Consider the following 19,648-nt stretch of genomic DNA (forward strand, 5'->3'; position numbering starts at 1 on the left):
ACGATACCGCCGACATTATGGTTTTCATGTCGTATAGTCGGGCTAAGTGCGGAGTGAGAGATGGCGAACGGGGAGAAAAGGATCGTCATCGCCGGTGCCGGCAGCATCGGCTGCTATGTTGGCGGCTGCCTGGCGCTTGCCGGCCGGCAGGTGATTCTGCTGGCCCGGCCGCGCATCGAGGCAGCGGTGCGGCAGGGCGGATTGCGCATCAGCGATCTTGAAGGCCGCGATCGCCTGGTCAAGCCCGACAGGCTCGGGATCACCGCGGATCCGGCCGTCGCCTTGCCGGAGGCGGACGTGGTCCTGGTGACCGTCAAGAGCGGCGCGACACAGGAGATGGCCGCGCTCATCAAGGCCCATGCCCGCGCCGATGCCGTGGTGGTCAGTTTGCAGAATGGTGTCGACAATGCCGACAGGCTGCGCGCCGGGCTTGGCCCGCGACCGGTGCTGGCCGGCATGGTGCCGTTCAATGTCGTGCAATCGCCGGACGGCGACCTGCCGCTGCGCCTCCACCGCGCCAGCGACGGCAAGGTGATGATAGAGGATGGCGGCACCGGCCTTGCCGGTCTTCTCGATGTCGCCAGTTTTCTTAATGTCGGGGGGCTGGCGGTCGAGACACACGGCGACATGAAGGCCGTGCAGTGGGGCAAGCTTCTGATGAACCTCAACAACGCGCTGGTGGCGCTTTCGGGCCTGCCGCTGGCGAGGGAACTCGCCGATCGCCGCTGGCGGCTGATCCTGGCCGGCCAGATCGACGAGGCGCTGCGGGCGATGAAAGCCTCCGGTATCGAGCCGGCGCGGATCGCCGGCCTGCGGCCGGCAATGCTGCCGAAGGTGCTCAGGCTGCCGGACTGGCCGTTCAAATTGCTGGCGCGGCGCATGCTGGCGATCGACCCGGAGGCCCGCTCGTCAATGTGGGACGATCTGCAGCGCGGCAGGCCGACCGAAATCGACGACCTGCAGGGCGCCGTTCTGCGCCTGGCCGAAAAGGCGGGAACGCCGGCGCCGATCATCCAGCATGTGGCGGCGCTGGTGCGTCAGGCGGAAGCCGACCGGCGCGGCGCGCCCGGCCTGTCGCCAGGTGCCATCAGCGGCAATCTTCAATCAGCGTGATCTTCTGCCAGATCTTGCGCGACAGGTTCGAGCTCAAATTCTCGATGTCGTTGACGCCGTCGATGACGACGTCGTCATTGACCGACTGGGCGAACAAGGCGGCGATCTTGCCGGTGATCGACAACATTTCCGAGCAATAGTCGAGATAGCGCGCCAGGTCGGCGGCATTGGTGAGACGGGCGGGTGAATGCGCCGTCGGCTTGAAATTGGCCGAAAGCGCCGCCGGATCCTTGGTCAGCTGGTGCATGTCGATGACGTGGATCAGCGAGCGCAGGCCATGCAGCTGGCGAAAGACCTTCTTGCGCTTGATGCGCTCCTCGGTGCGGATCAGCGCCAGAAAGCCAAGCACGGCCAGGATGACGGTGTTGATCGACGCCTCGATGCCCTGCACCGATTGCACGGCATCGTCGGTTCCCGAAATGCGGTCGAGCGGCAGGATGGTGCCGACGAACAGGAAGATCAGCACGCCGGCGATGAAGGCCGCGACGATGAGGCCGCGCAACCACCAGATCGGTTCCTCGAGCGCCTTTGCCGCCTTGGCCAGGTCGCGCGACAGCGACACCAGTTCGGCGGCCACGCCGCGCAATCCCGCTTCGGGAAAGCGGTCGGCAATGCGGCCCTCCAGCCGCTTGGCCGTGTCGATGATCAGTTCCGGATCAAGCGTGCGGTAGCGCATGGCGAGAAATCCGATCGGCCCCTCATGAATCGACCACTATGGTTGAGCCGGCTCGTTGGTGCGCCGGCCATAGCGGTTGGGCCCAGGCTGCCCCGGAAACAGGCACAACACAAGGAAAGCGACGATCGAGACCACCGGCACGAACAGGATCAGTGCGGCAATACCCGGCTTGTCGAGGTCGTGCAGCCGCTTGACCGCCAGTGCGATGTTCGACCACAGCGAGGCAACGAAGGCGATGAAAAAGATGAACGACCACATGTTGCTCTCGGGCGAGCCTTCCGGCACCAGCGTGAAGCGGTACAGCGGGAAGGCCTGGATGATGGCAACGAACAATCCGCCGAGGAAATAGGCCGCGCGGCTGACGCGGCCCGATGTCTTGAAGAAAAGCCAGGTAAGATCTGCTCTGTCAGGCAAGCGGGTCCGGTCCATATTGATTGGCGCTTCCAATGCCTTGACGACCGCCTCGGCTCACGTAGTTCCCTTGGCTGACCCACCGCAGCGACCGATTGTCACGCTGGTCGAGCGTGCGCCGGCTCGGTGGAAAGATCAATCGCGCAGCAATTCGTTGATCGAGGTCTTGGACCGGGTCCTGGCATCGACCCGCTTGACGATCACGGCGCAGTAGAGGCCGGGGCCGGGCTCGTTGTTCGGAAACGGCTTGCCGGGCAGCGAGCCGGCGACGACGACGGAATTCGGTGGCACTTCACCATAGAAGATCTCGCCGGTGGCGCGGTCGACGATCTTGGTCGACTGGCCGATGAAGACACCCATGCCGAGCACGGAGCCTTCGCGCACGATGCAGCCCTCGACGACTTCCGAACGCGCGCCGATAAAGCAATTGTCCTCGATGATGGTGGGGCCGGCCTGCATCGGCTCCAGCACGCCGCCGATGCCGACGCCGCCCGAAAGGTGGACGTTCTTGCCGATCTGGGCGCAGGAGCCGACCGAAGCCCAGGTATCGACCATCGTGCCGCTATCGACATAGGCGCCGACATTGACGAAGGACGGCATCAGCACGGCGCCCGGCGCGACATAGGCGGAACGGCGCACGATCGACGACGGCACGGCGCGGAAGCCCGCCTTCTCGAAATCGACGGCGCTCCAGCCGTCGAACTTGGATGGCACCTTGTCCCACCAGACGGCCTGGCCCGGGCCGCCCTTGATGATCTCCATCGGATTGAGCCGGAAGGAGAGCAGCACCGCCTTCTTCAGCCACTGGTTGACGTGCCACTTGCCGTCGTCCTGCCGTTCGGCGACGCGGACCGTGCCGCGGTCGAGCAGGTCGAGTGCCGACTGGATGGCGTCGCGCGTCGCGCCGCGTGTCGCGGTCGAAATGGCATCGCGCTCCTCGAAGGCCTTCTCGACGGTTTTCTCGAGGCTCGCCAGATCGGGCTTCGACATGAATTTGCTCCATTACCAAGCTGTTAAGGGGCTGCGGCTTAACCTGTTCCAAAGTCGCGCGGACCCTATGTTAAGGCTCAATGGGGGTCAATCGCGGCTGCGTCATGGGACGACGCAAGTAAAGGAATTGAACGGGTGGATTCGATGACTCCCATGGAAAAGGCGGGATGGACGCCGCTGCCGCATTCGGACGAGGATCTGCAGCGATCGAAAAGCGTGCCTGACACGCCGCAGACGCGGGCCGAGACCTACCGGCTAGCCTGGAACGATCCCGACTTCATGACGCGCCGCGAATTGCGCGCGGTCCGGCTGCAGCTCGAACTGTTGAAGCCGGAAATGATCCTGGCCGAACGCGGCATCAGTTCGACTGTGATCCTGTTTGGCGGTGCGCGCCTGCCGGAGCCCGGTGGCGAAGCCTGGGCGGCCAAGAATGAGACGCAGAAGAAAAACCTTCTGGAAAACAGCAAATATTACGAGGAAGCGCGCAAATTCGCCCGGCTGTGCTCGCAACAATCGGCCACGTCATCCTACCGCGAATATGTCGTGGTGACCGGCGGAGGTCCCGGCGTGATGGAAGCGGGAAATCGCGGCGCCGATGATGTCGGCGCGCCGTCGATCGGGCTCAACATCGTCTTGCCGCACGAGCAGGCGCCAAACGCCTATGTGACGCCGGAGCTCTGCTTCAACTTCCACTATTTCGCCATCCGTAAGATGCATTTCGTCATGCGCGCCAAGGCGGTGGCGGTGTTTCCCGGCGGCTTCGGCACGATGGACGAGTTCTTCGAGACCCTCACGCTGATCCAGACCGGGCGCATGGAGCGGGTGCCGGTGATCCTGTTCGGCAAGTCCTTCTGGAAACGGGCGATCAACCTCGACTTCCTCGCCGAGCAAGGCACGATCAGCCCCGGCGACCAGGACATCATCGATTTCGTCGACACCGCCGACGAGGCCTGGGGCATTATCAGCCGGTTCTATAAGTTAGGGGAGTAGGGCTGGGAACTGGGGAATTGAAGAACTGGAGAATTGACGAATAGAGGGACCGCGATCTCTGCGTTCCGAATCAATTCCCCAATTCCCCAATTCCTCAGTTCTTCAATTCGTCAATTCCCCTATTCCTCCCGCCACTATCCCTGTCAGGAATCCCGCCAGATCGTCGGTGACGAAGTCGACGTCGTCCTCCTGGGCGGGGTCGCGCTCCCATATCTCGGAAAAGGTCGGCTCGAAATTGCGCGGCACCACGAGAACGGTGGTCATGCCCAGAGACTTCGGCACGGCCAGGTTGCGGGCGAGATCCTCGAACATCACCGCATTGTGGCCGGTGACGGCGTGCAGTTCGGCGAACTTCTCGTAGGTCTGGCGCGCGGGCTTGGGATTGAGCCCGGCGGCGACGATATCGAAGATGTCATCGAAATGGTCGAGGATGCCGAGTTGGCGCGCGGTGCGCTCGGCGTGCCTGCGGTCGCCGTTGGTGAAGATGAACTTGCGGCCGGGAAGCTGGCGGATGGCGGTGCCGAGAACGGGGTCGGGCACCAGCCATGAATAGTCGATGTCATGCACCTTCTCGAGAAAATCGTCCGGGTCGATGCCGTGGCGCGTCATCAGTCCGTTCAGCGTCGTGCCGTATTCGCGATAAAGCTCCTTCTGCAGCTTGCGCGCCTCCTCGCGCGGAAGCGCCAGCAACTCCCCGACATAGGCGGTCATCTTGACGTCGATCTGCGAGAACAGATTCGAATGGTGCGGATAGAGCGTGTTGTCGAGATCGAATACCCAGTCAGTGACATGGGCGAAGCGGGCGGGATCAGGCAGCGTGGTCATGCGCTCCTTATGGCACGAAACGGGGATCCTGACAGAGACTTTATCCACAACTTACGCGCGACCTAAGTGGCGAAAATAGGCTCACGATTCAAATTTTAGGCATCCGGGAAAGGTGGCCTTCAGGGCTTACTGGCACAGAGACAGTCCTGTGGGAGCCAGCGATGAACACCGTGATTCTGAAGTCCGCCGCCATCGCTTTCGCCTCCGTCGCCGCCTCTCTGCTGCTGACGCTGATCGTCGTTCCGGCCTTGGGATTTCCTGTCAACCGGACGATCTGGCTGACCTCGACGCTGTGTCCGCTGGTACTCGCCTGGGTTGCTTGCGCCAGCACCTTCTGGCAGAGCGACAGGCTGAAGAACGCGCATCGCGAACTCGCCCGCGCCCACGCCCAGCTCGCCGCGGCGCATCGGCGCCTGGCGGAAAAGGCGAGCCGCGACGACATGACCGGCATGCTCAACCGGGAAAGCTTCTTTGCCGCGCTGGACGGCTCCCGGCGCAAGTCCGACCGCGGCGCGCTGCTGATCATCGACGCCGATCATTTCAAGAAGATCAATGACAGTTTCGGCCACCTGACCGGTGACGACGCGCTGCTGTTGATCGCCAGCGCCATCGAGCGCGGGGTGCGCAACGGCGACGTGCTCGGCCGCATCGGCGGCGAGGAGTTCGGCGCGTTTCTGGTCGGAGCCACCGAGCAGGAGGCCAAGCGCGTTGCCGAGCGCATTCGCCGCGAGGTCGAGCTGATCCGCTTCCGGCCCGTCGACGAACGGACCATTCCGCTGACCGTCAGCATCGGCGGAACCGTCTGCGGTGAGGATGTCAACGTATCGGAACTGATGCGTGCCGCGGACCGGCGCCTCTACCAGGCCAAGCACCAGGGCCGCAACCTGACAATCGTCGATACGGACATTTCCGCGGCGGCGTGAGCCGACCGACTCGGCACAACCGGTCTGTTAGGGAATTGCTAACCCTGTTTGCATTCGGTTGTGCCGCTTGCCCGCCTTTTCGCTGCCTTGAGGCCAGGGTTGGCACGATACTGGCTTCCGTTTCGATGCGTGTGCCGTTCGGGGAATGTCATGCGCGCATCGAAGCCCCCACCCGAGAGACCTGTCATGAGTTTCTTCATCAAAAAAATGTCGCGCCGCACGTTCGTGCAGGCGCTGATCGCCCTGCCCGCCTTGTCCTTGTTCCGCAAGCTGCCCGAGGCCGATGTCGCCCATGCCGGTTCATCACCTGCCGACCCGAATGAGATCGTCGAGGTCAATGGCTGGATCCTGAAGCGGAGCGACCTGGCATGATCTTCGACAGCTATGAGGCATATCGCGCCGCCAACTTCAAACCCAAGGTCTGCATCCTCGGTTCCGGTCCGGCCGGCACCACCATTGCCCGCAAGCTGGGTGCTGCCGGCATCCCGGTCGTGGTGCTGGAGGCCGGCTCGCGGGAATTCAGCGACGGCTCGCAGGATTTCTACCGTGGCAGCACGGTCGGCGACTTCTATTTCGATCTCGACATCACCCGGCTGCGGTACATGGGCGGCAGCTCCAACCACTGGGCGGGCTGGTGCCGGGTGCTCGACAAACAGGATTTCGAACCGAAAGCCTGGGCACCCGACACAGGCTGGCCGATCCGCCGCACCGATATCGAACCCTATTTGCCTGAGGTGCACGATATCCTCGAACTTCCCGATTTCCGGCCCGATGTGCCGATCTCGGACGACATACGCTGGGTGCAGCTGATCAAGAGCCCGGCAGTGCGCTTTGCCGAGAAATTCGCCGACGAACTCGACAAGAGCAGGAACATCGCCGTCGTGCTCAACACCTATGCCACCGAGCTTGCCGGCGACGGCAAACGGGTGACCTGCGCCAGGCTGTGGTCCAATGGCCAGGACGCCGGCTCGTTCAGCGCCGATTATTTCATCGCCTGCACCGGCGGGCTGGAGAATTCGCGGCTGCTTCTGTGGTCGAACCAGCGCTCCAATGGCGGCGTGGTGCCGAACGCGGCGGCACTTGGCCGCTACTGGATGGAGCACCCGACCTTCGAGGGCGGCAATGCCATCCTGGCCAACTATGGCGAGTTCGAGGTCGATGCCGTCAACGAGGCCTTCTTCTCGCCGACGCTTGCCGCGATGGAGCGCCTGCGGATCATGAATTTCGGCATCAGGCTGATCGAGACGCCTTATCCTGGCGTCAAGAGCCTCATCGCCGATCTCGCCTGCACGGCGCCCGACATGGCCGAATGGATGTCCTTCAAGTTCAGCCAGAACCTGCGCTGCGCCGCCCAGCTCTATGTCGCCTGGGAGCAGGCGCCATTGGCCTCCAACCAGATCGAACTGTCGAAGACCGATGTTGACCATGCCGGCGTGCCGCGTATCGAGCTGCACTGGAAGAAATCTGAGCTCGAACGCCGCACGCTTGTCGAAGGCCTGAAGCTGTTCGGCACGACGCTAATCGAGAAGGACCTCGGTCGTGTCCGTCTCATGGACTGGATTGCCAATGGCGAGGATTATCCGACCAACGAGGAGACCGCGGGGCACCATCACATGGGTGGCACACGCATGGGCACCGACGTTGCCAAGAGTGTGGTGGATGCCAACTGCAAGGTGCACGGCATGGACAATCTCTATGTCGGCGGATCCTCGGTGTTCTGCACATCCGGTCAGGCCAATCCGACGACGACGATCACGGCACTGGCCTGCCGGCTGGGGGACCATTTGAGCAAGGTGGTCTCGGTCTGAGGGTTCGAGCGCGAGCCGATCCCAACCGTTGCAACGTCACCCCTTGCCGGCGCCATCGATGGCGCCGGCGGAGCCCGGCATGGGTTTAAAAGCCGTACACGGCGATGCGCACCAGCACGGCCGCTGCGGCCAGCGACACGAGCAGGATGCCGAGGCCGATGGGAGAGCCCCAGCCGTACCATTCCATCGCCAGCTTGGCGTATTTGAATTCTTCCTCGTGCGAGAGGGGTGTACGCTGTTGGATCAGGCTCATTTTTCACTCCTTGTCAGGCGGCCGGCTCTTGCCATGGAGGCGCCCAAGCCGCATATTGCTGCGATAGTCTAAATGTTAGACGGATTGATAATTAGATGATCGAAGTAAAATCGTCAAGCGAAAATCGCGACGACATAGCTGCCTCCATCGGCCTCGCCATCATGCAATGGCAGGACGCAACGCAAGCCTATGACGAAGCGGTGGGGACGAGGCTCGGGCTGAACATGGCCGAGCGCCATTGCATCGGGCTGCTCCATGGCGGCCCGCAATCGGCTGGCGCCATCGCAACGGCAACCGGGCTGACACCGGCCGCGGTGACGGCGCTGATCGACAGGCTGGAGGCGCGCGGCCTGCTGACGCGCGCGCGCAGTCTCGAGGACAGGCGCAAGGTGGTGATCGAGGCGACCGAGGCGACCGGGGAGTTGTCGGCGCGCTATTACGGCGCCATCGCGCGGGAGGGAGAAAAATTGATCGCCACCTTCAGCGACGCCGAGCTCGCGACCATATCGCGCTTCGTCAATGCCGCACTCGACCTGCAGCGCGCTCAGCTTGCGCGGCTGAAAGCCGCGGGGTCGGACACCTCCGGGCGATAGGGCGCCGATGGCTCCCGCCTCCAAATCGGGGGCGGCAGAACAGGACGGCTTTCCCGGAACTAGACCGTCGCCGGGTCGAGCGCCGGCTGGCCTTTCCGGCGCGCGACGATGGCCTCGAAATCCGCGGTCTGGAAGGCATCGCGCAAGGCGTCGAAGGACGGCAGCACGAAATAGGCGCGCTGGAACTTGTCGATCTCATAACCGGTGCGCATCACCGTTTCGAGATCGAAGGGCACGTGATGGGCATCCTTGCCCTCGACGGCGAACTGCAATTCGGTGAAGGACGACATCAGGCCGGCGCCGAAGGCCTTCAACGGCTGGCCGGGCTCCTGCATCAGGCCGTATTCGGCCGTGTACCAGTAGAGCCGGGTGATCATCTCGTCGCCGCCGAGCGCAATGATGTCGCCCGCCTTCTTGCCATACATCTGCATGAAGTCGGCGAATACCGGCTGCGACAGCACCGGCACGTGGCCGAAGAAATCATGGAACATGTCCGGCTCGACGATGTAATCGAGCTCCTGCCTGGTGCGCAGCCAGTTGGTGACCGGGAAGCGGCGGTTGGCCAGATGATCGAAGAAGGGTGCGGCGGGGATGAGGCCCGGCACGGCGACGATCTCCCAACCGGTAAGCTTGCGCAGCTTGGCGCTGACGTCCTCGAAATCGGGGATGCGGTCGAGCAAGCCGAGCTTTTCGACACCGTCGAGGTAGGAGTGGTGGGCGAGCTTGCGGGTCAGCTTGGTCTGGCGGTCGCACAGCGTGCGCCACACCGCCTGTTCCTCGGCACTGTAGTCGTAATCCTGCGCCACGGTGAAATCGGCGCGGCAGACCGAATAGTCGCCGCGCAACCCCTGCGCCGCGGCATCGCGGGCATATTCGGCAACGCTCATCGTCGTCATGGTTTTTCTCCTCGCAGATCGTCGATGGCTGACGTGCCCGAAGGGTAGCCGGATTTGCCGAGTGAAATCGGTTTTGATGATGGCTTGGAAGGGATATTTGGGATAAGATTCACTCACGATCCGCATCATAGGAGTGAAAATGCCTCATTTCGACGATTTCGAGATCAAAATGCTTGACGTCCTGCAGCGCGACGGCCGCAAGCCCGTCTCCGAGCTGGCGCAGGAGATCGGCCTGTCGACGACGCCGTGCGCGCGGCGCTTCGAGGCACTGCAGGAAGCCGGCATCATCAAGGGCTTTGCCGCGGTGATCAGCCGCCGCGCTGTCGGGCTGATGGTCGAGGTGTTCATCCAGGTTCGCCTCGTCAGCCACAGCGACGGGTCACCCGAAGGTTTCATTGCCGCGGTCCAGCGCATGGACGAGGTGTCGTCATGCTGGACCATGACCGGCGAGTACGATTTCCTGCTGCATGTCATGGTGCCGTCGGTCGACGAGCTCAATGCTTTCGTCATGCACCGGCTGATGCGGCTCGACGGCGTGCGCGACGTCCATACGCAACTGGTGCTGCAGAACATCAAGGGCCCTGGCCACGTGCCGCTCGCGCATCTCCGGCGATGATGGTGCCGGCGTTCCTCAGTCGTTGAGGAAAAGCTGCACGCAAACTGCTGAAACGGGTCAATCGGGCGGCATCATCGCCGGCCAGCATGCGCGGATCAACTTCGCATGAGGTCCGTCATGAAAATCGTCCTGATCAATCCGCCGCACACCGCCATCGGCAGCCGCGTGCCGGACGATCATCTGCCGCCGCTGGGCTTGCTGGCGATCGGCGGTCCGCTGATCGATGCCGGGCATGCGGTGCGGCTGGTCGATGCCGAGTTCGGGCCGATGCCGCTCGACAGGGTGGTGCACGAGGCCCTCGACGATCATCCGGACTTCGTCCTGATCGGCCATTCCGGCTCAACCTCGGCGCATCCGACCGCCCTGCTGATCGCCGAGATGATCAAGGCGCGCGAACCGGCGACCATCATCGTCTATGGCGGCGTCTTCCCGACCTATCACTGGCGCGACATACTGGCGGCAACCGACGTCTTCGACTTCATCGTGCGCGGCGAGGGCGAGGCGACCTGCATTGCGCTGGTCGAGGCATTGGAAATGCACCAGCCGGCGGCGAGCGTGGCCGGCATCGCCTTTCGCGACGATCTGCGGCGGCCCTTCGCGACGCAGCCAGCAATGACTATTGCCGACCTCGACGCCTATCGCGTCGGCTGGGAGCTGATCGATCCAAGCCGCTACAGCTATTGGGGCGGCAAGCGCGCAGTGGTCATGCAGTTCTCGCGCGGTTGTCCGCATCTGTGCAACTATTGCGGCCAGAGGGGCTTCTGGACCCGCTGGCGGCACCGCGACCCCGTGAAGTTCGCCAAGGAGATCGCCTGGCTGCACCGGGAACATGGCGTCGAGCTGATCAATCTCGCCGACGAAAATCCGACGGTTTCGAAGAAGACGTGGCGTGCCTTTCTCGATGCCCTGATTGCAGAGGATGTGCCGGTGCTGATCGTCGGTTCGACCCGCGCCGACGACATCGTGCGCGATGCCGACATCCTGCATCTCTACCGCAAGGCCGGCATCATCCGCTGGCTGCTCGGCATGGAAAACACCGACGAGCAGACGCTTCAATTGATCCGCAAGGGCGGCAGCACCTCATCCGACCGCGAGGCGATAAGGCTGCTTCGCCGGCATGGCATCCTGTCGATGGCGACCTGGGTTGCCGGCTTTGAAGATGAAGGGTTCCGCGACCTGTGGCGCGGCTTTCGCCAGCTCATCGCCTATGATCCCGACCAGATCCAGGCGCTTTATGTGACGCCGCATCGCTGGACGCCGTTTTTCCGGATCGCGCGCGACCGCAAGGTGATCCAGAGGGATGCCCGGCTGTGGGACTACAAGCACCAGGTGCTGCAGATGACACGGCTGAAGCCGTGGATGCTGTTCTTCAGCGTCAAGCTGATCGAACTCGCGGTGCAGTCGCGGCCGAAAGCGCTGGCGCGCATCCTGTTCCACCCCGATCCCGAGCAGCGGCACTCGATGCGCTGGTACACCAAGATGGGCCGCCGCGTCTGGTTCCGCGAGGTCTGGGGCTTTCTGGCGAGCGACGGCCGGGTGAAGGACGGCCCGACGCTCGCCGAATTCTGGGGCGCGCCGCAGGACGCCGAGGAAGAAGCGATGGTCTTCCAGCGTCCGGCGAAAAGACCCGTCGTCGTGCCTGACGCCATGCGGCGTGCGGCGCCCGAACAGCCTGCCTTTCGCGTCCCGCCGCCATGAGCCTGAACCCGCTCGCCCTGGCCGCCGCCGCTCCATGCGCTAGTTTCTGGCGATCGAACCGCTGGTGACCGGCAGGAGGAAGCGATGAACCTCGTCACGCATAAGAAGATGAAAGGCGACCGGATGATGCCTTGGGGGAAAGGCACCGTCGTGACCGGAGCCAAGGGGTTTGTCTTCCTTGCCGGCAATACGGGCACCGCAGAGAATTACGATCCGTCGGGCCACAAGGGCGGTGCGGTCGGTGACGCGGCGACGCAGTGGCGCTCCATTCTGACGAACATCAAATCTGATCTGGAGGAGCTTGGCAGTTCGCTCGAATATCTCGTCAAGATCACCCAGTACGTCAAGGGACCGTTTCCGGACGGCGGGGCCTTGAGTTCGCCAAATTTCCGGCTGGACGTGATGGATGAATTCTTTGCCGAACACTGCCCGAAGCATTGCAGCTACAACAATCCACCGCCATCGGAAGTGATCGGAGTCGCCGCACTTGCCCATCCCGATCTCGTCATCGAAATCGTGGCGGTGGCGGCGCTGCCGGATTAGTGCCTGCCGCCCAAGCCGTGCTGCGCCCGGCGGCGCAACCGTGGACCGTCAGGGCACGATCAGCGTGCCGGCACCGTGTTCGGTGAACAGTTCGAGCAGCACGGAATGCGCCGTCTTGCCGTTGAGGATGACGACACCCTCGACACCGCGCTCGATCGCCTCGATGCAGGTTTCGACCTTGGGGATCATGCCGCCCGAAACCGTGCCGTCCTTGATCAGCGCCCGGGCCTCGGCGACGGTCAGTTCGTCGATCAGCTTCTTGTTCTTGTCGAGCACGCCAGGCACGTCGGTCAGGAACAGCAGGCGCGAGGCCTTGCAGGCGCCGGCAATAGCGCCGGCGAAGGTGTCGGCATTGATGTTGTAGGTGTGGCCGTCGCGGCCGGGCGCCACGGGCGCCAGCACCGGGATCATTTCGGAACGCGCCAGAAGGTCGAGCAGCGTGCGGTCGACCTCGACCGGCTCGCCGACGAAGCCGAGATCGAGCACGCGCTCGATGTTGGAATCCGGGTCGATCATGGTCTTGCGCGCCTTTTCGGCGAACACCATGTTGCCGTCCTTGCCGCACAGGCCGATCGCCCATTCGCCCTCAGCGTTGATCAGCGCGACGATCTCCTTGTTGATCGAGCCGGCCAGCACCATCTCGACGATCTCGACCGTCTTCTGGTCGGTGACGCGCAGGCCGCCTTCGAACTTGGACTCGATGCCCATCTTGGTCAGCATGGCGCCGATTTGCGGGCCGCCGCCATGGACGACGATCGGGTTGACCCCGGACTGCTTCAACAGCGCGATATCCCTGGCGAAAGCCTTGCCGAGTTCGCTGTCGCCCATGGCGTGGCCGCCATATTTCACCACGACCGTCTTGTTCTCGTAGCGCTGCATGTACGGCAGAGCTCGCGACAGCAGGGCGGCCTGCATTTCGGCGGTGGCGGCGATGTCCGTCATCGGTTTCCGGCTCTTGGTTTTGTGCATGTCGTCATCCCAAAACCGCTGGGCACTTTGGGCGACATGCATCAGGTAAAGACGGCGGCGTCTTAGCGGGAATTGGCGCCGCCCGCAAATGGCATCGCTGTCATATTCGCCGGGCTCACGATCTCGTCATCGGTCAACTCGAAATGTTCTCCATCGATGCGGCCAGGCGGTGTCGTTTCGAGCCGATCACCTGCCTCGGAGTGAGACCCCGCCCAACCGGAGCTGAGCGGGTGTCATCATGGGAATTCCAGATGCTTAGTTTGCCGCCGGGACCGGGCAGTCCATGTCGCCTTCATTGCACTTCAGGTAAACCTTGAGCGCTTCCGTGCGGCTTTGAGTCAGGCTGTCGTGGCAGGAGCTGTTGACGAACGGATATGCGCTGCCGCCCTGAACAGTCGAGCTTTGAAAATCGCATTCGGCATCGCGGAATGCGATCCATGCTTTCTGCGTCGCCACGAGAAGCTTGGTGGTGTCCGCATCGCCCTTCAGCCGACCTTCGATCTCCTTATAAACCCTATTCATCTCCGCATCCGACTTCTTCAGGGATTCGGCGGCGCAGATGTTCATGTCCGACTGATTTGTCTTGTCGCCACAGTTTTCATCGGCAAACGCCAATGTCGACGCCGCCAGGACCAGCGTGGCGGACAGTAACTGAGCTCTCATGATGGGCCTCTCTTCAATCAAGTATCCATGCCCCGCCGACAATGTTGTCTTCTATCCCATTCGCAGCTCATTTTGAGGCTCGGCGGCCTCATCGCCGCTCATTTTCGATGCGATAATGAATTTTTTATTATTCGGCACACGCTAATACTCTCCCCTAATTTTCAAGGAATTAGCCTATTGAGGCACCATCAGCGGCGCCCGCCGCTTCAGCCAGCCCGAGATCTTCTCCATCTGCGCGGCGAAGGACAAAAGCGTTTCCTCATCGCCCGGGCGGCCGGCGGCCTGGATGCCGAGCGGCAGGCCGGCATCGGTGACATGGACCGGCAGCGCGATCGATGGCTGGCCGCTGACATTGTGGATCGCCGGCCAGTGGGTGAACCAAAGGCTCTTGTCCATCAGCTGGCCGAAAATCGGTTCCAGCTTCAGCAAAGGCGTGAGATGGAACTTGTCGAGCAGGTTTTCGATCAGCTCGTCGGCGCCTTTGGGATCCATGGCGCCGCAGGCGAGCGGCGGATGGGCGATGATGGGCATCAGCACGGCGTCATACTGAGCGGTTTCTTCGATCATCCGCCGCGAGGCGGCATGCAGCCGCTGCAGGCCGGCATAGGTTTCGCCGGCCGAGACCATTTCGCCCAATCTGCCCAGCACCCGCGTGGCGCGCTCGATGTCGCCGGTAACGGGGCGGCCGACGCGCAGCGCTTCCGCCTGCAGCATGCCGGCGACGGCGGAAGCAACCGACCTGCAGAAGTCGGCGAAGAAATCGCGCCCGATGAACGGCAGGTCGATGTCCTCGACCGTGTGGCCGCCTTCGCGGGCGAGCGCCACCGCCGTATCGAGCGCTTTCATCGTCTCGGCAGAGATCGGCAGGCCAAGCGGCGACTTGCGGTAGACGGCCAGGCTGAGCTTGCCGGGATCGCGTGCGGCGGCGGCGACGAACGTGCCCTTCGGCGGCAGCGCGGCATAGGGCGACAAGGAGTCCGGGCCGTGGGTGAGGTCGAGCAGCAGCGCGCAATCTCGTACCGAACGGGTGACGGCATGATCGACCACCATGCCGTACCAGCTTTCGCTCACCAGCGGCGTCAGCGGGACGCGGCCGCGCGAGGTCTTGAGGCCGACCAGCCCGGTGCAGGCGGAAGGCACCCGGATCGAGCCGCCGCCATCCGAGGCATGCGCCACCGGCACGACGCCGGCTGCGACCAGTGCCGCCGCGCCGCCCGACGAGCCGCCGGTGGTGTGTCCGGTGTTCCATGGATTGCGGGTAATGCCAAAAGCCTTGGATTCGGTCATCAGCCGCAGCCCGTGCTCCGGCGATGTCGAGGTGACGATCGGGATCAATCCGGCGGCGAGATAGCGCTCGGTCATTACCGAATTGACGTCGGGGGTCCAGGCGGGAATACGGCTGCCGCCATGCGACGGCACGCCCTTGATGGCGATGCCGAGATCCTTGATGGCGAAGGGCACGCCGGCCAGCGGCAGCGAGCGGTCGATGGTCTTCGCCCGGGTCCGCGCGGCCTCATAGAGCGGCTCTGCCGTGGCATTGATTTCGGGCCTTGTGGCCTCGGCGCGTGCGATCGCCGCTTCGGTCAGTTCGATCGCGGACAGTTCGCCCTTGCGCACAAGGCCGGCAAGGCCGGTCGCATCTTCTTCCCAAAGGATCCGTTCGACCGACATGTGCGCTCCCCCAACCGCCGCCAAGCTAGCCAGCGGCGATTCCCTTGGCAATCGAAGCCTGTGTCCTGGCGCTGGAACTTTAGGCGCACAGAATATTTGCGTCATTGCAAATACAACGCATTTGCCTAATTTGCCCGCATGACGCCGCAGGACATCACCAAGCTGATCGTCCGGACTTCGATGAAGGATCGGGCCGCGTTCGATCTGCTCTACCGGCAGACCAGCGCGAAACTTTTCGGCGTGTGCCTTCGTGTATTGAACGACCGGGGAGATGCGGAAGAAGCGCTACAGGAGGTCTTCGTCAAGATATGGACGAAGGCGGATCGCTTTGCTGTCTCCGATCTCAGCCCGATCTCCTGGCTGGTGGCAATCGCGCGTAACCACGCGATCGATCGCATCAGGGCGCGGCGCAAGCCTGCCGCCGATATCGATGCAGCGCTCGATGTGGCCGATCCGGCGCCGGGACCTGAGGCGATGACGGTGGCGGGCGACGAATCCGAACGCATCCATCATTGTCTCGATGAGCTGGAGAAGGACCGGGCGGCGGCCGTCCGGGGCGCTTATCTCAAGGGCGAAAGCTATGCCGAACTGGCGGAACGCCACGGCGTGCCGCTGAACACGATGCGTACCTGGCTGCGCCGCAGCCTGATGAAACTCAGAGAATGCCTGGAAAGATGACGCTCGCAGAGGACAATGGACCGGAACGTGGGGGCGACGACATGTTCGCCGCCGAGTACGTTCTCGGCGTGCTGCCGGCGGACGAGCGGCGGATCGCATCCAGGCGCATCGATTCCGAAGCGGACTTCGCGCGGCTCGTCGATGGCTGGGAGGTTCGCCTCTCGCCGATGGCCGCCGCCTATCCGGAGACCGAGCCGCCGGCTTCGGTGAAGGCGGCGGTCGATCGCCGGCTGTTTGCATCGACCCCTGCGACGCGTGCCGAAGCACGCGGCGGCCTGTGGTCCAGCCTCGCCTTCTGGCGCGGCCTTGCGGCGGCGGCGGTCGCGGCACTCGCGATCTACATCGCCGTGCCCTACGTCAATCCTCCGGCCGTCCAGCCGCAGACGCGGCTCGTCGCCTCGCTGGCCGCCGATGGCAGCGACGTCAAATACCTGGCAGTCTATGATGCCGCGCATCACGAGGTCGGCCTGTCTCACGTTTCCGGCGAACGTGCCGCCGGCAAGGACTTCGAGCTGTGGATGATCGAGGGTAAGAATGCGCCGGTCTCTATGGGCGTCATCCCGGTCGGAGCGACAGCGCGTATCGTCGTCTCGCCAGCAGCCCAGCAGAAGCTCGCCCAGGGCGCGGTGCTGGCCGTGAGTCTCGAGCCGGTTGGCGGCTCTCTGACCGGGCAGCCAACCGGGCCGGTGGTTGCAGCGGGTGACCTGAAGAGCATCTAGCTCCAACTGTCCGCGCTTGCGACGGCAAGGTCACCGTAACCGACGAGAGCGGCAATGTCGCCAATGTGACGATCGCCGATGTCGAGCAGTCCAACGGCGTCATCCATGTCGTCGACAAGGTTCTGCTCCCAAAGATGTGATCGGGCGGAAACTGTAACAAAGCGCTTGCCGCGGCGAACCTGCTGCAAGGGCCCACCGTCGATCGCGTCGTCTCGCTCCCGTGACCCGCAATCGACACGCGTGCTCCGCGCCGGCCACGGTTCAGCCGTGGAACGGCGCGGAGTTTCGTCTTGGGGCAACCGTCACCGGCTTTTGATTGTTGTGTGGCGGTATAGTTTGGCAAAAGAGACGACAGGAGGAACTGGTCATGAACCGTCGCGACTTTCTTTTGAGCGGTGCCGCCGCCATCGGCGTTGTCGGGGCCGCGGCAACAATGCTGCGCATGGGCAGCCCGCAGGCCGCACAGGCCGCGGAGAAGTTCGAGGTCACCAAGACCGATGACGAATGGAAGGCCATCCTGTCGCCGGCCGCCTTTGACGTGCTGCGCAAGCAAGGCACGGAATATCCGGGCACCAGTCCGCTGCTCAACGAGCACCGCAAGGGCATCTTCGCCTGTGCCGGCTGCGATCTGCCGGTCTATCCATCGGAGACGAAATTCGATTCCGGCACCGGGTGGCCGAGCTTCTGGCAGGAGATCGCCAATGGCATCGGCAAGACCGAGGACCGGTCGCTGGGCATGACCCGCACCGAAGTGCATTGCCGCCGCTGCGGCGGCCATCTCGGCCATGTCTTCGACGATGGCCCGGCGCCGACCGGCCTGCGCCACTGCATCAACGGCGTGGCGTTGAGCTTCAAGCCTGCCACGGCCTGACGAAATTCTACCTCAAACGAAAAACTCCGGGCCTTGCGGCCCGGAGTTTTTTGCGCTGGCAGAGTTTTGGGCGTGGACTGGAGGAGCTTCCCGAAACCGCTGCCGCGTATGGTCCTTTTGCTCAGTGCCCGCCGCCGCCACCGCCACCGGGCGCGGCCGGCTTGTTGATCAGCATGGTGAAAAGGCCGAGCGTCGCGAACAGTAGCGTCAGCATGTAGAACACGTCCATGAAGGACAGCAGCGCCGCCTGCTGATGGACCATGCCCGACAGCTTGGAGACCGCCGCACTGGCAGCGTCCAGGCCCGTGGCCTGCTCGAAGTTGAGCGTCATGTTCTGCAGCTTGGTCTGCGCGGCCTCGCTGCCCCACTGCACATGCTCGGAAAGCCTCGCATAGTGGAAGGCATTGCGGTCGATCAGTACTGTGTTGATGATGGCAAGGCCAACGGCACCACCAAGGTTGCGCGTGAGATTGAACAGGCCGGACGCATTCTTCAACCGGTCGGGCGGCAAGGTGCCGAGCGCGATGTTGTTGATCGGCACCATGCACAGCATCATCGAACAGCCGCGCAGGATCTGCGGGATCAGCAGCTCATAAAAATCCCAGTCGGCGGTTAGATGCGTCATCCACCACGTACCGGTGGCGAAGCCGAAGAAGCCGATCATCATCATCAGCCGCAGATCCATCTTGCTCGACAGGATGCCCGAGATCGGCGCGGTGACGAACATGGCCAGGCCGCTGACGAACAGCGCTTCGCCTATCATCATCGAATCGTAGCCGCGGATACGGCCGAGGAAGACCGGATAGAGGTAGGTCAGGCCGTAGAGGCCGATGCCGATGACGAAGGAAAACAGCGAGCCAAAGGCGAAATTGATGTTGCTGAACGCCCTGAGATCGACGATCGGCTCCTCGGCGGTGAAGACACGCCAGAAGAAGATCACCGCGCCGATGGTCATGATGATGGCGCAGATGAACACGGCATGATCCTGCAGCCAGTCGTTGTTCGGGCCTTCCTCGAGCACATATTCCATGCAGCCCAGGAACGCCGCCATGCCGGCGAGGCCCCACCAATCGAACTTGCTGAACAGCTTGAGATTGGGCTTGTCGAAATCGATCAGCGACCAAGCCGCGGTCGCCACCAGAATGCCGGGCACGACATTGACCAGGAACAGCCAGTGCCATGAAAAGGCGTGGCTGATATAGCCGCCGACGGTCGGGCCGATGGTCGGCGCCAGCGTCGCCACGAGGCCGATCATCGGCGAGACGATGGCGCGGCGCGAGGGCGGGAAGATGGTGAAGGCCGCGGCAAAGACGCTTGGGATCATGCCACCGCCGATGAAGCCCTGCACGGCGCGGTAGACGATCATCTGGTCGATGTTGGTGGCGGTGGCGGCAAGGGCGCTGGCTGCAGTGAAGCCCGCCGCCGCGATGGTGAACAGCACGCGCGTCGACAGCATGCGGCTGAGGAAGCCCGACAGCGGGATCATGACCACCTCGGCGATCAGATAGGCCGTCTGCACCCACGGAATTTCGTCGGAGCTGGCGCTGAGGCCCGCCTGGATCTCGGCCAGCGAGGCCGAGACGATCTGGATGTCCAGGATCGCCATGAACATGCCGAACACCATCGCCAGGAAGGCGATGACGCGCCGTGTCGAAATGGTGTCGGGAGCGGCCGGGCGTGCCGGCGGCGCTCCGGCTGTCAGGGTTGCGGTTGCGGTTGCCATAGCATTGCTCCCGGGCGCC

Annotated in this window: 22 protein-coding genes and 1 pseudogene; 13 read left to right on the forward strand and 10 right to left on the reverse strand. The window is 63.4% G+C overall.

Annotated features, from left to right (window positions below):
* The first annotated feature begins 60 nt into the window (after nucleotides 1-60).
* Complete coding sequence (locus JT360_RS04210; protein WP_214470294.1) at nucleotides 61-1,113, forward strand: 2-dehydropantoate 2-reductase; 1,053 nt, start codon at nucleotides 61-63, stop codon at nucleotides 1,111-1,113.
* On the opposite strand, the gene JT360_RS04215 is transcribed toward JT360_RS04210, so the two are convergent.
* From JT360_RS04215 to dapD, 3 genes are all read right to left on the reverse strand, one after another.
* On the reverse strand, nucleotides 1,088-1,789 hold the full coding sequence (locus JT360_RS04215; RefSeq protein ID WP_214470295.1) for a nucleoside-diphosphate kinase: 702 nt from the start codon (nucleotides 1,787-1,789) through the stop codon (nucleotides 1,088-1,090). The genes JT360_RS04210 and JT360_RS04215 overlap by 26 nt on opposite strands.
* A 36-nt stretch (nucleotides 1,790-1,825) precedes the next feature.
* Complete coding sequence (locus tag JT360_RS04220; RefSeq protein WP_214470296.1) at nucleotides 1,826-2,218, reverse strand: DUF805 domain-containing protein; 393 nt, start codon at nucleotides 2,216-2,218, stop codon at nucleotides 1,826-1,828.
* Nucleotides 2,219-2,335: 117 nt separating this feature from the next.
* Nucleotides 2,336-3,190: a 2,3,4,5-tetrahydropyridine-2,6-dicarboxylate N-succinyltransferase gene (dapD, locus tag JT360_RS04225; RefSeq protein WP_214470297.1), complete on the reverse strand. Its 855-nt coding sequence runs from the start codon at nucleotides 3,188-3,190 to the stop codon at nucleotides 2,336-2,338.
* 144 nt (nucleotides 3,191-3,334) lie between these two features.
* On the opposite strand from dapD, the gene JT360_RS04230 reads away from it, so the two are divergent.
* Nucleotides 3,335-4,180, forward strand: coding sequence for an LOG family protein (locus JT360_RS04230; protein ID WP_214470298.1), 846 nt, complete (start codon nucleotides 3,335-3,337; stop codon nucleotides 4,178-4,180).
* Nucleotides 4,181-4,282: 102 nt separating this feature from the next.
* Here JT360_RS04230 and JT360_RS04235 read toward each other — a convergent pair whose 3' ends face one another.
* Nucleotides 4,283-5,005 carry a pyrimidine 5'-nucleotidase gene (locus tag JT360_RS04235; protein ID WP_214470299.1) on the reverse strand — a complete coding sequence of 241 codons (723 nt, stop codon included), beginning with the start codon at nucleotides 5,003-5,005 and terminating at the stop codon, nucleotides 4,283-4,285.
* 161 nt (nucleotides 5,006-5,166) lie between these two features.
* On the opposite strand from JT360_RS04235, the gene JT360_RS04240 reads away from it, so the two are divergent.
* The 3 genes from JT360_RS04240 (at nucleotide 5,167) to JT360_RS04250 (ending at nucleotide 7,736) form a co-directional block, all read left to right on the forward strand.
* The gene (locus tag JT360_RS04240; protein ID WP_214470300.1) at nucleotides 5,167-5,928 is read left to right on the forward strand and encodes a GGDEF domain-containing protein; all 762 of its coding nucleotides are present in this window, start codon (nucleotides 5,167-5,169) and stop codon (nucleotides 5,926-5,928) included.
* Nucleotides 5,929-6,114: 186 nt separating this feature from the next.
* Nucleotides 6,115-6,300, forward strand: a complete 186-nt coding sequence (locus JT360_RS04245) for a hypothetical protein (RefSeq protein WP_214470301.1) — start codon at nucleotides 6,115-6,117, stop codon at nucleotides 6,298-6,300.
* Nucleotides 6,297-7,736, forward strand: coding sequence for a GMC family oxidoreductase (locus JT360_RS04250; protein WP_214470302.1), 1,440 nt, complete (start codon nucleotides 6,297-6,299; stop codon nucleotides 7,734-7,736). The genes JT360_RS04245 and JT360_RS04250 overlap by 4 nt, the downstream gene beginning before the upstream one ends.
* A gap of 85 nt (nucleotides 7,737-7,821) precedes the next feature.
* Here JT360_RS04250 and JT360_RS04255 read toward each other — a convergent pair whose 3' ends face one another.
* On the reverse strand, nucleotides 7,822-7,989 hold the full coding sequence (locus JT360_RS04255) for a hypothetical protein (RefSeq protein WP_167531521.1): 168 nt from the start codon (nucleotides 7,987-7,989) through the stop codon (nucleotides 7,822-7,824).
* Between the two features lie 95 nt (nucleotides 7,990-8,084).
* On the opposite strand from JT360_RS04255, the gene JT360_RS04260 reads away from it, so the two are divergent.
* A complete protein-coding gene (locus JT360_RS04260; RefSeq protein WP_214470303.1) occupies nucleotides 8,085-8,582 on the forward strand; it encodes a MarR family winged helix-turn-helix transcriptional regulator in 498 nt (165 codons plus the stop codon).
* Nucleotides 8,583-8,641: 59 nt separating this feature from the next.
* Here JT360_RS04260 and phhA read toward each other — a convergent pair whose 3' ends face one another.
* A complete protein-coding gene (gene phhA / locus JT360_RS04265) occupies nucleotides 8,642-9,478 on the reverse strand; it encodes a phenylalanine 4-monooxygenase (RefSeq protein WP_214470304.1) in 837 nt (278 codons plus the stop codon).
* Nucleotides 9,479-9,617: 139 nt separating this feature from the next.
* Between phhA and JT360_RS04270 the strand changes: the two genes are divergently transcribed.
* The 3 genes from JT360_RS04270 (at nucleotide 9,618) to JT360_RS04280 (ending at nucleotide 12,335) form a co-directional block, all read left to right on the forward strand.
* Nucleotides 9,618-10,094 carry an Lrp/AsnC family transcriptional regulator gene (locus JT360_RS04270; protein ID WP_214470305.1) on the forward strand — a complete coding sequence of 159 codons (477 nt, stop codon included), beginning with the start codon at nucleotides 9,618-9,620 and terminating at the stop codon, nucleotides 10,092-10,094.
* Between the two features lie 117 nt (nucleotides 10,095-10,211).
* Complete coding sequence (bchE, locus tag JT360_RS04275) at nucleotides 10,212-11,792, forward strand: magnesium-protoporphyrin IX monomethyl ester anaerobic oxidative cyclase (RefSeq protein WP_214470306.1); 1,581 nt, start codon at nucleotides 10,212-10,214, stop codon at nucleotides 11,790-11,792.
* A gap of 84 nt (nucleotides 11,793-11,876) precedes the next feature.
* The gene (locus JT360_RS04280) at nucleotides 11,877-12,335 is read left to right on the forward strand and encodes a RidA family protein (RefSeq protein ID WP_214470307.1); all 459 of its coding nucleotides are present in this window, start codon (nucleotides 11,877-11,879) and stop codon (nucleotides 12,333-12,335) included.
* A 48-nt stretch (nucleotides 12,336-12,383) separates the two neighbouring features.
* Here the strand turns inward: JT360_RS04280 and argB are convergent, their stop codons facing one another.
* The 3 genes from argB to JT360_RS04295 all read right to left on the reverse strand — a co-directional run bounded on the left by argB (nucleotide 12,384) and on the right by JT360_RS04295 (nucleotide 15,638).
* Nucleotides 12,384-13,277, reverse strand: coding sequence for an acetylglutamate kinase (argB, locus tag JT360_RS04285; protein ID WP_214470417.1), 894 nt, complete (start codon nucleotides 13,275-13,277; stop codon nucleotides 12,384-12,386).
* Between the two features lie 282 nt (nucleotides 13,278-13,559).
* Nucleotides 13,560-13,967: a lysozyme inhibitor LprI family protein gene (locus JT360_RS04290; RefSeq protein WP_214470308.1), complete on the reverse strand. Its 408-nt coding sequence runs from the start codon at nucleotides 13,965-13,967 to the stop codon at nucleotides 13,560-13,562.
* 174 nt (nucleotides 13,968-14,141) lie between these two features.
* Nucleotides 14,142-15,638: an amidase gene (locus JT360_RS04295; protein WP_214470309.1), complete on the reverse strand. Its 1,497-nt coding sequence runs from the start codon at nucleotides 15,636-15,638 to the stop codon at nucleotides 14,142-14,144.
* Nucleotides 15,639-15,776: 138 nt separating this feature from the next.
* On the opposite strand from JT360_RS04295, the gene JT360_RS04300 reads away from it, so the two are divergent.
* From JT360_RS04300 to msrB, 4 genes and pseudogenes are all read left to right on the forward strand, one after another.
* Nucleotides 15,777-16,316 (forward strand): sigma-70 family RNA polymerase sigma factor, encoded by a 540-nt coding sequence (locus tag JT360_RS04300; protein WP_214470310.1) that lies wholly within the window; start codon nucleotides 15,777-15,779, stop codon nucleotides 16,314-16,316.
* Nucleotides 16,313-17,035, forward strand: a complete 723-nt coding sequence (locus JT360_RS04305) for an anti-sigma factor (RefSeq protein ID WP_214470418.1) — start codon at nucleotides 16,313-16,315, stop codon at nucleotides 17,033-17,035. Before JT360_RS04300 ends, JT360_RS04305 begins: the two co-directional genes overlap by 4 nt.
* Before the next feature lie 20 nt (nucleotides 17,036-17,055).
* A pseudogene (locus tag JT360_RS04310) lies at nucleotides 17,056-17,175 on the forward strand (fasciclin domain-containing protein); the annotation flags it as partial.
* 227 nt (nucleotides 17,176-17,402) lie between these two features.
* Nucleotides 17,403-17,906, forward strand: coding sequence for a peptide-methionine (R)-S-oxide reductase MsrB (msrB, locus tag JT360_RS04315; protein WP_214470311.1), 504 nt, complete (start codon nucleotides 17,403-17,405; stop codon nucleotides 17,904-17,906).
* Between the two features lie 121 nt (nucleotides 17,907-18,027).
* Here the strand turns inward: msrB and JT360_RS04320 are convergent, their stop codons facing one another.
* On the reverse strand, nucleotides 18,028-19,629 hold the full coding sequence (locus tag JT360_RS04320; protein ID WP_214470312.1) for a DHA2 family efflux MFS transporter permease subunit: 1,602 nt from the start codon (nucleotides 19,627-19,629) through the stop codon (nucleotides 18,028-18,030).
* Nucleotides 19,630-19,648: the final 19 nt, after the last annotated feature.

Source organism: Mesorhizobium sp. dw_380 (assembly GCF_018588885.1).
Taxonomy (GTDB): domain Bacteria; phylum Pseudomonadota; class Alphaproteobacteria; order Rhizobiales; family Rhizobiaceae; genus Mesorhizobium.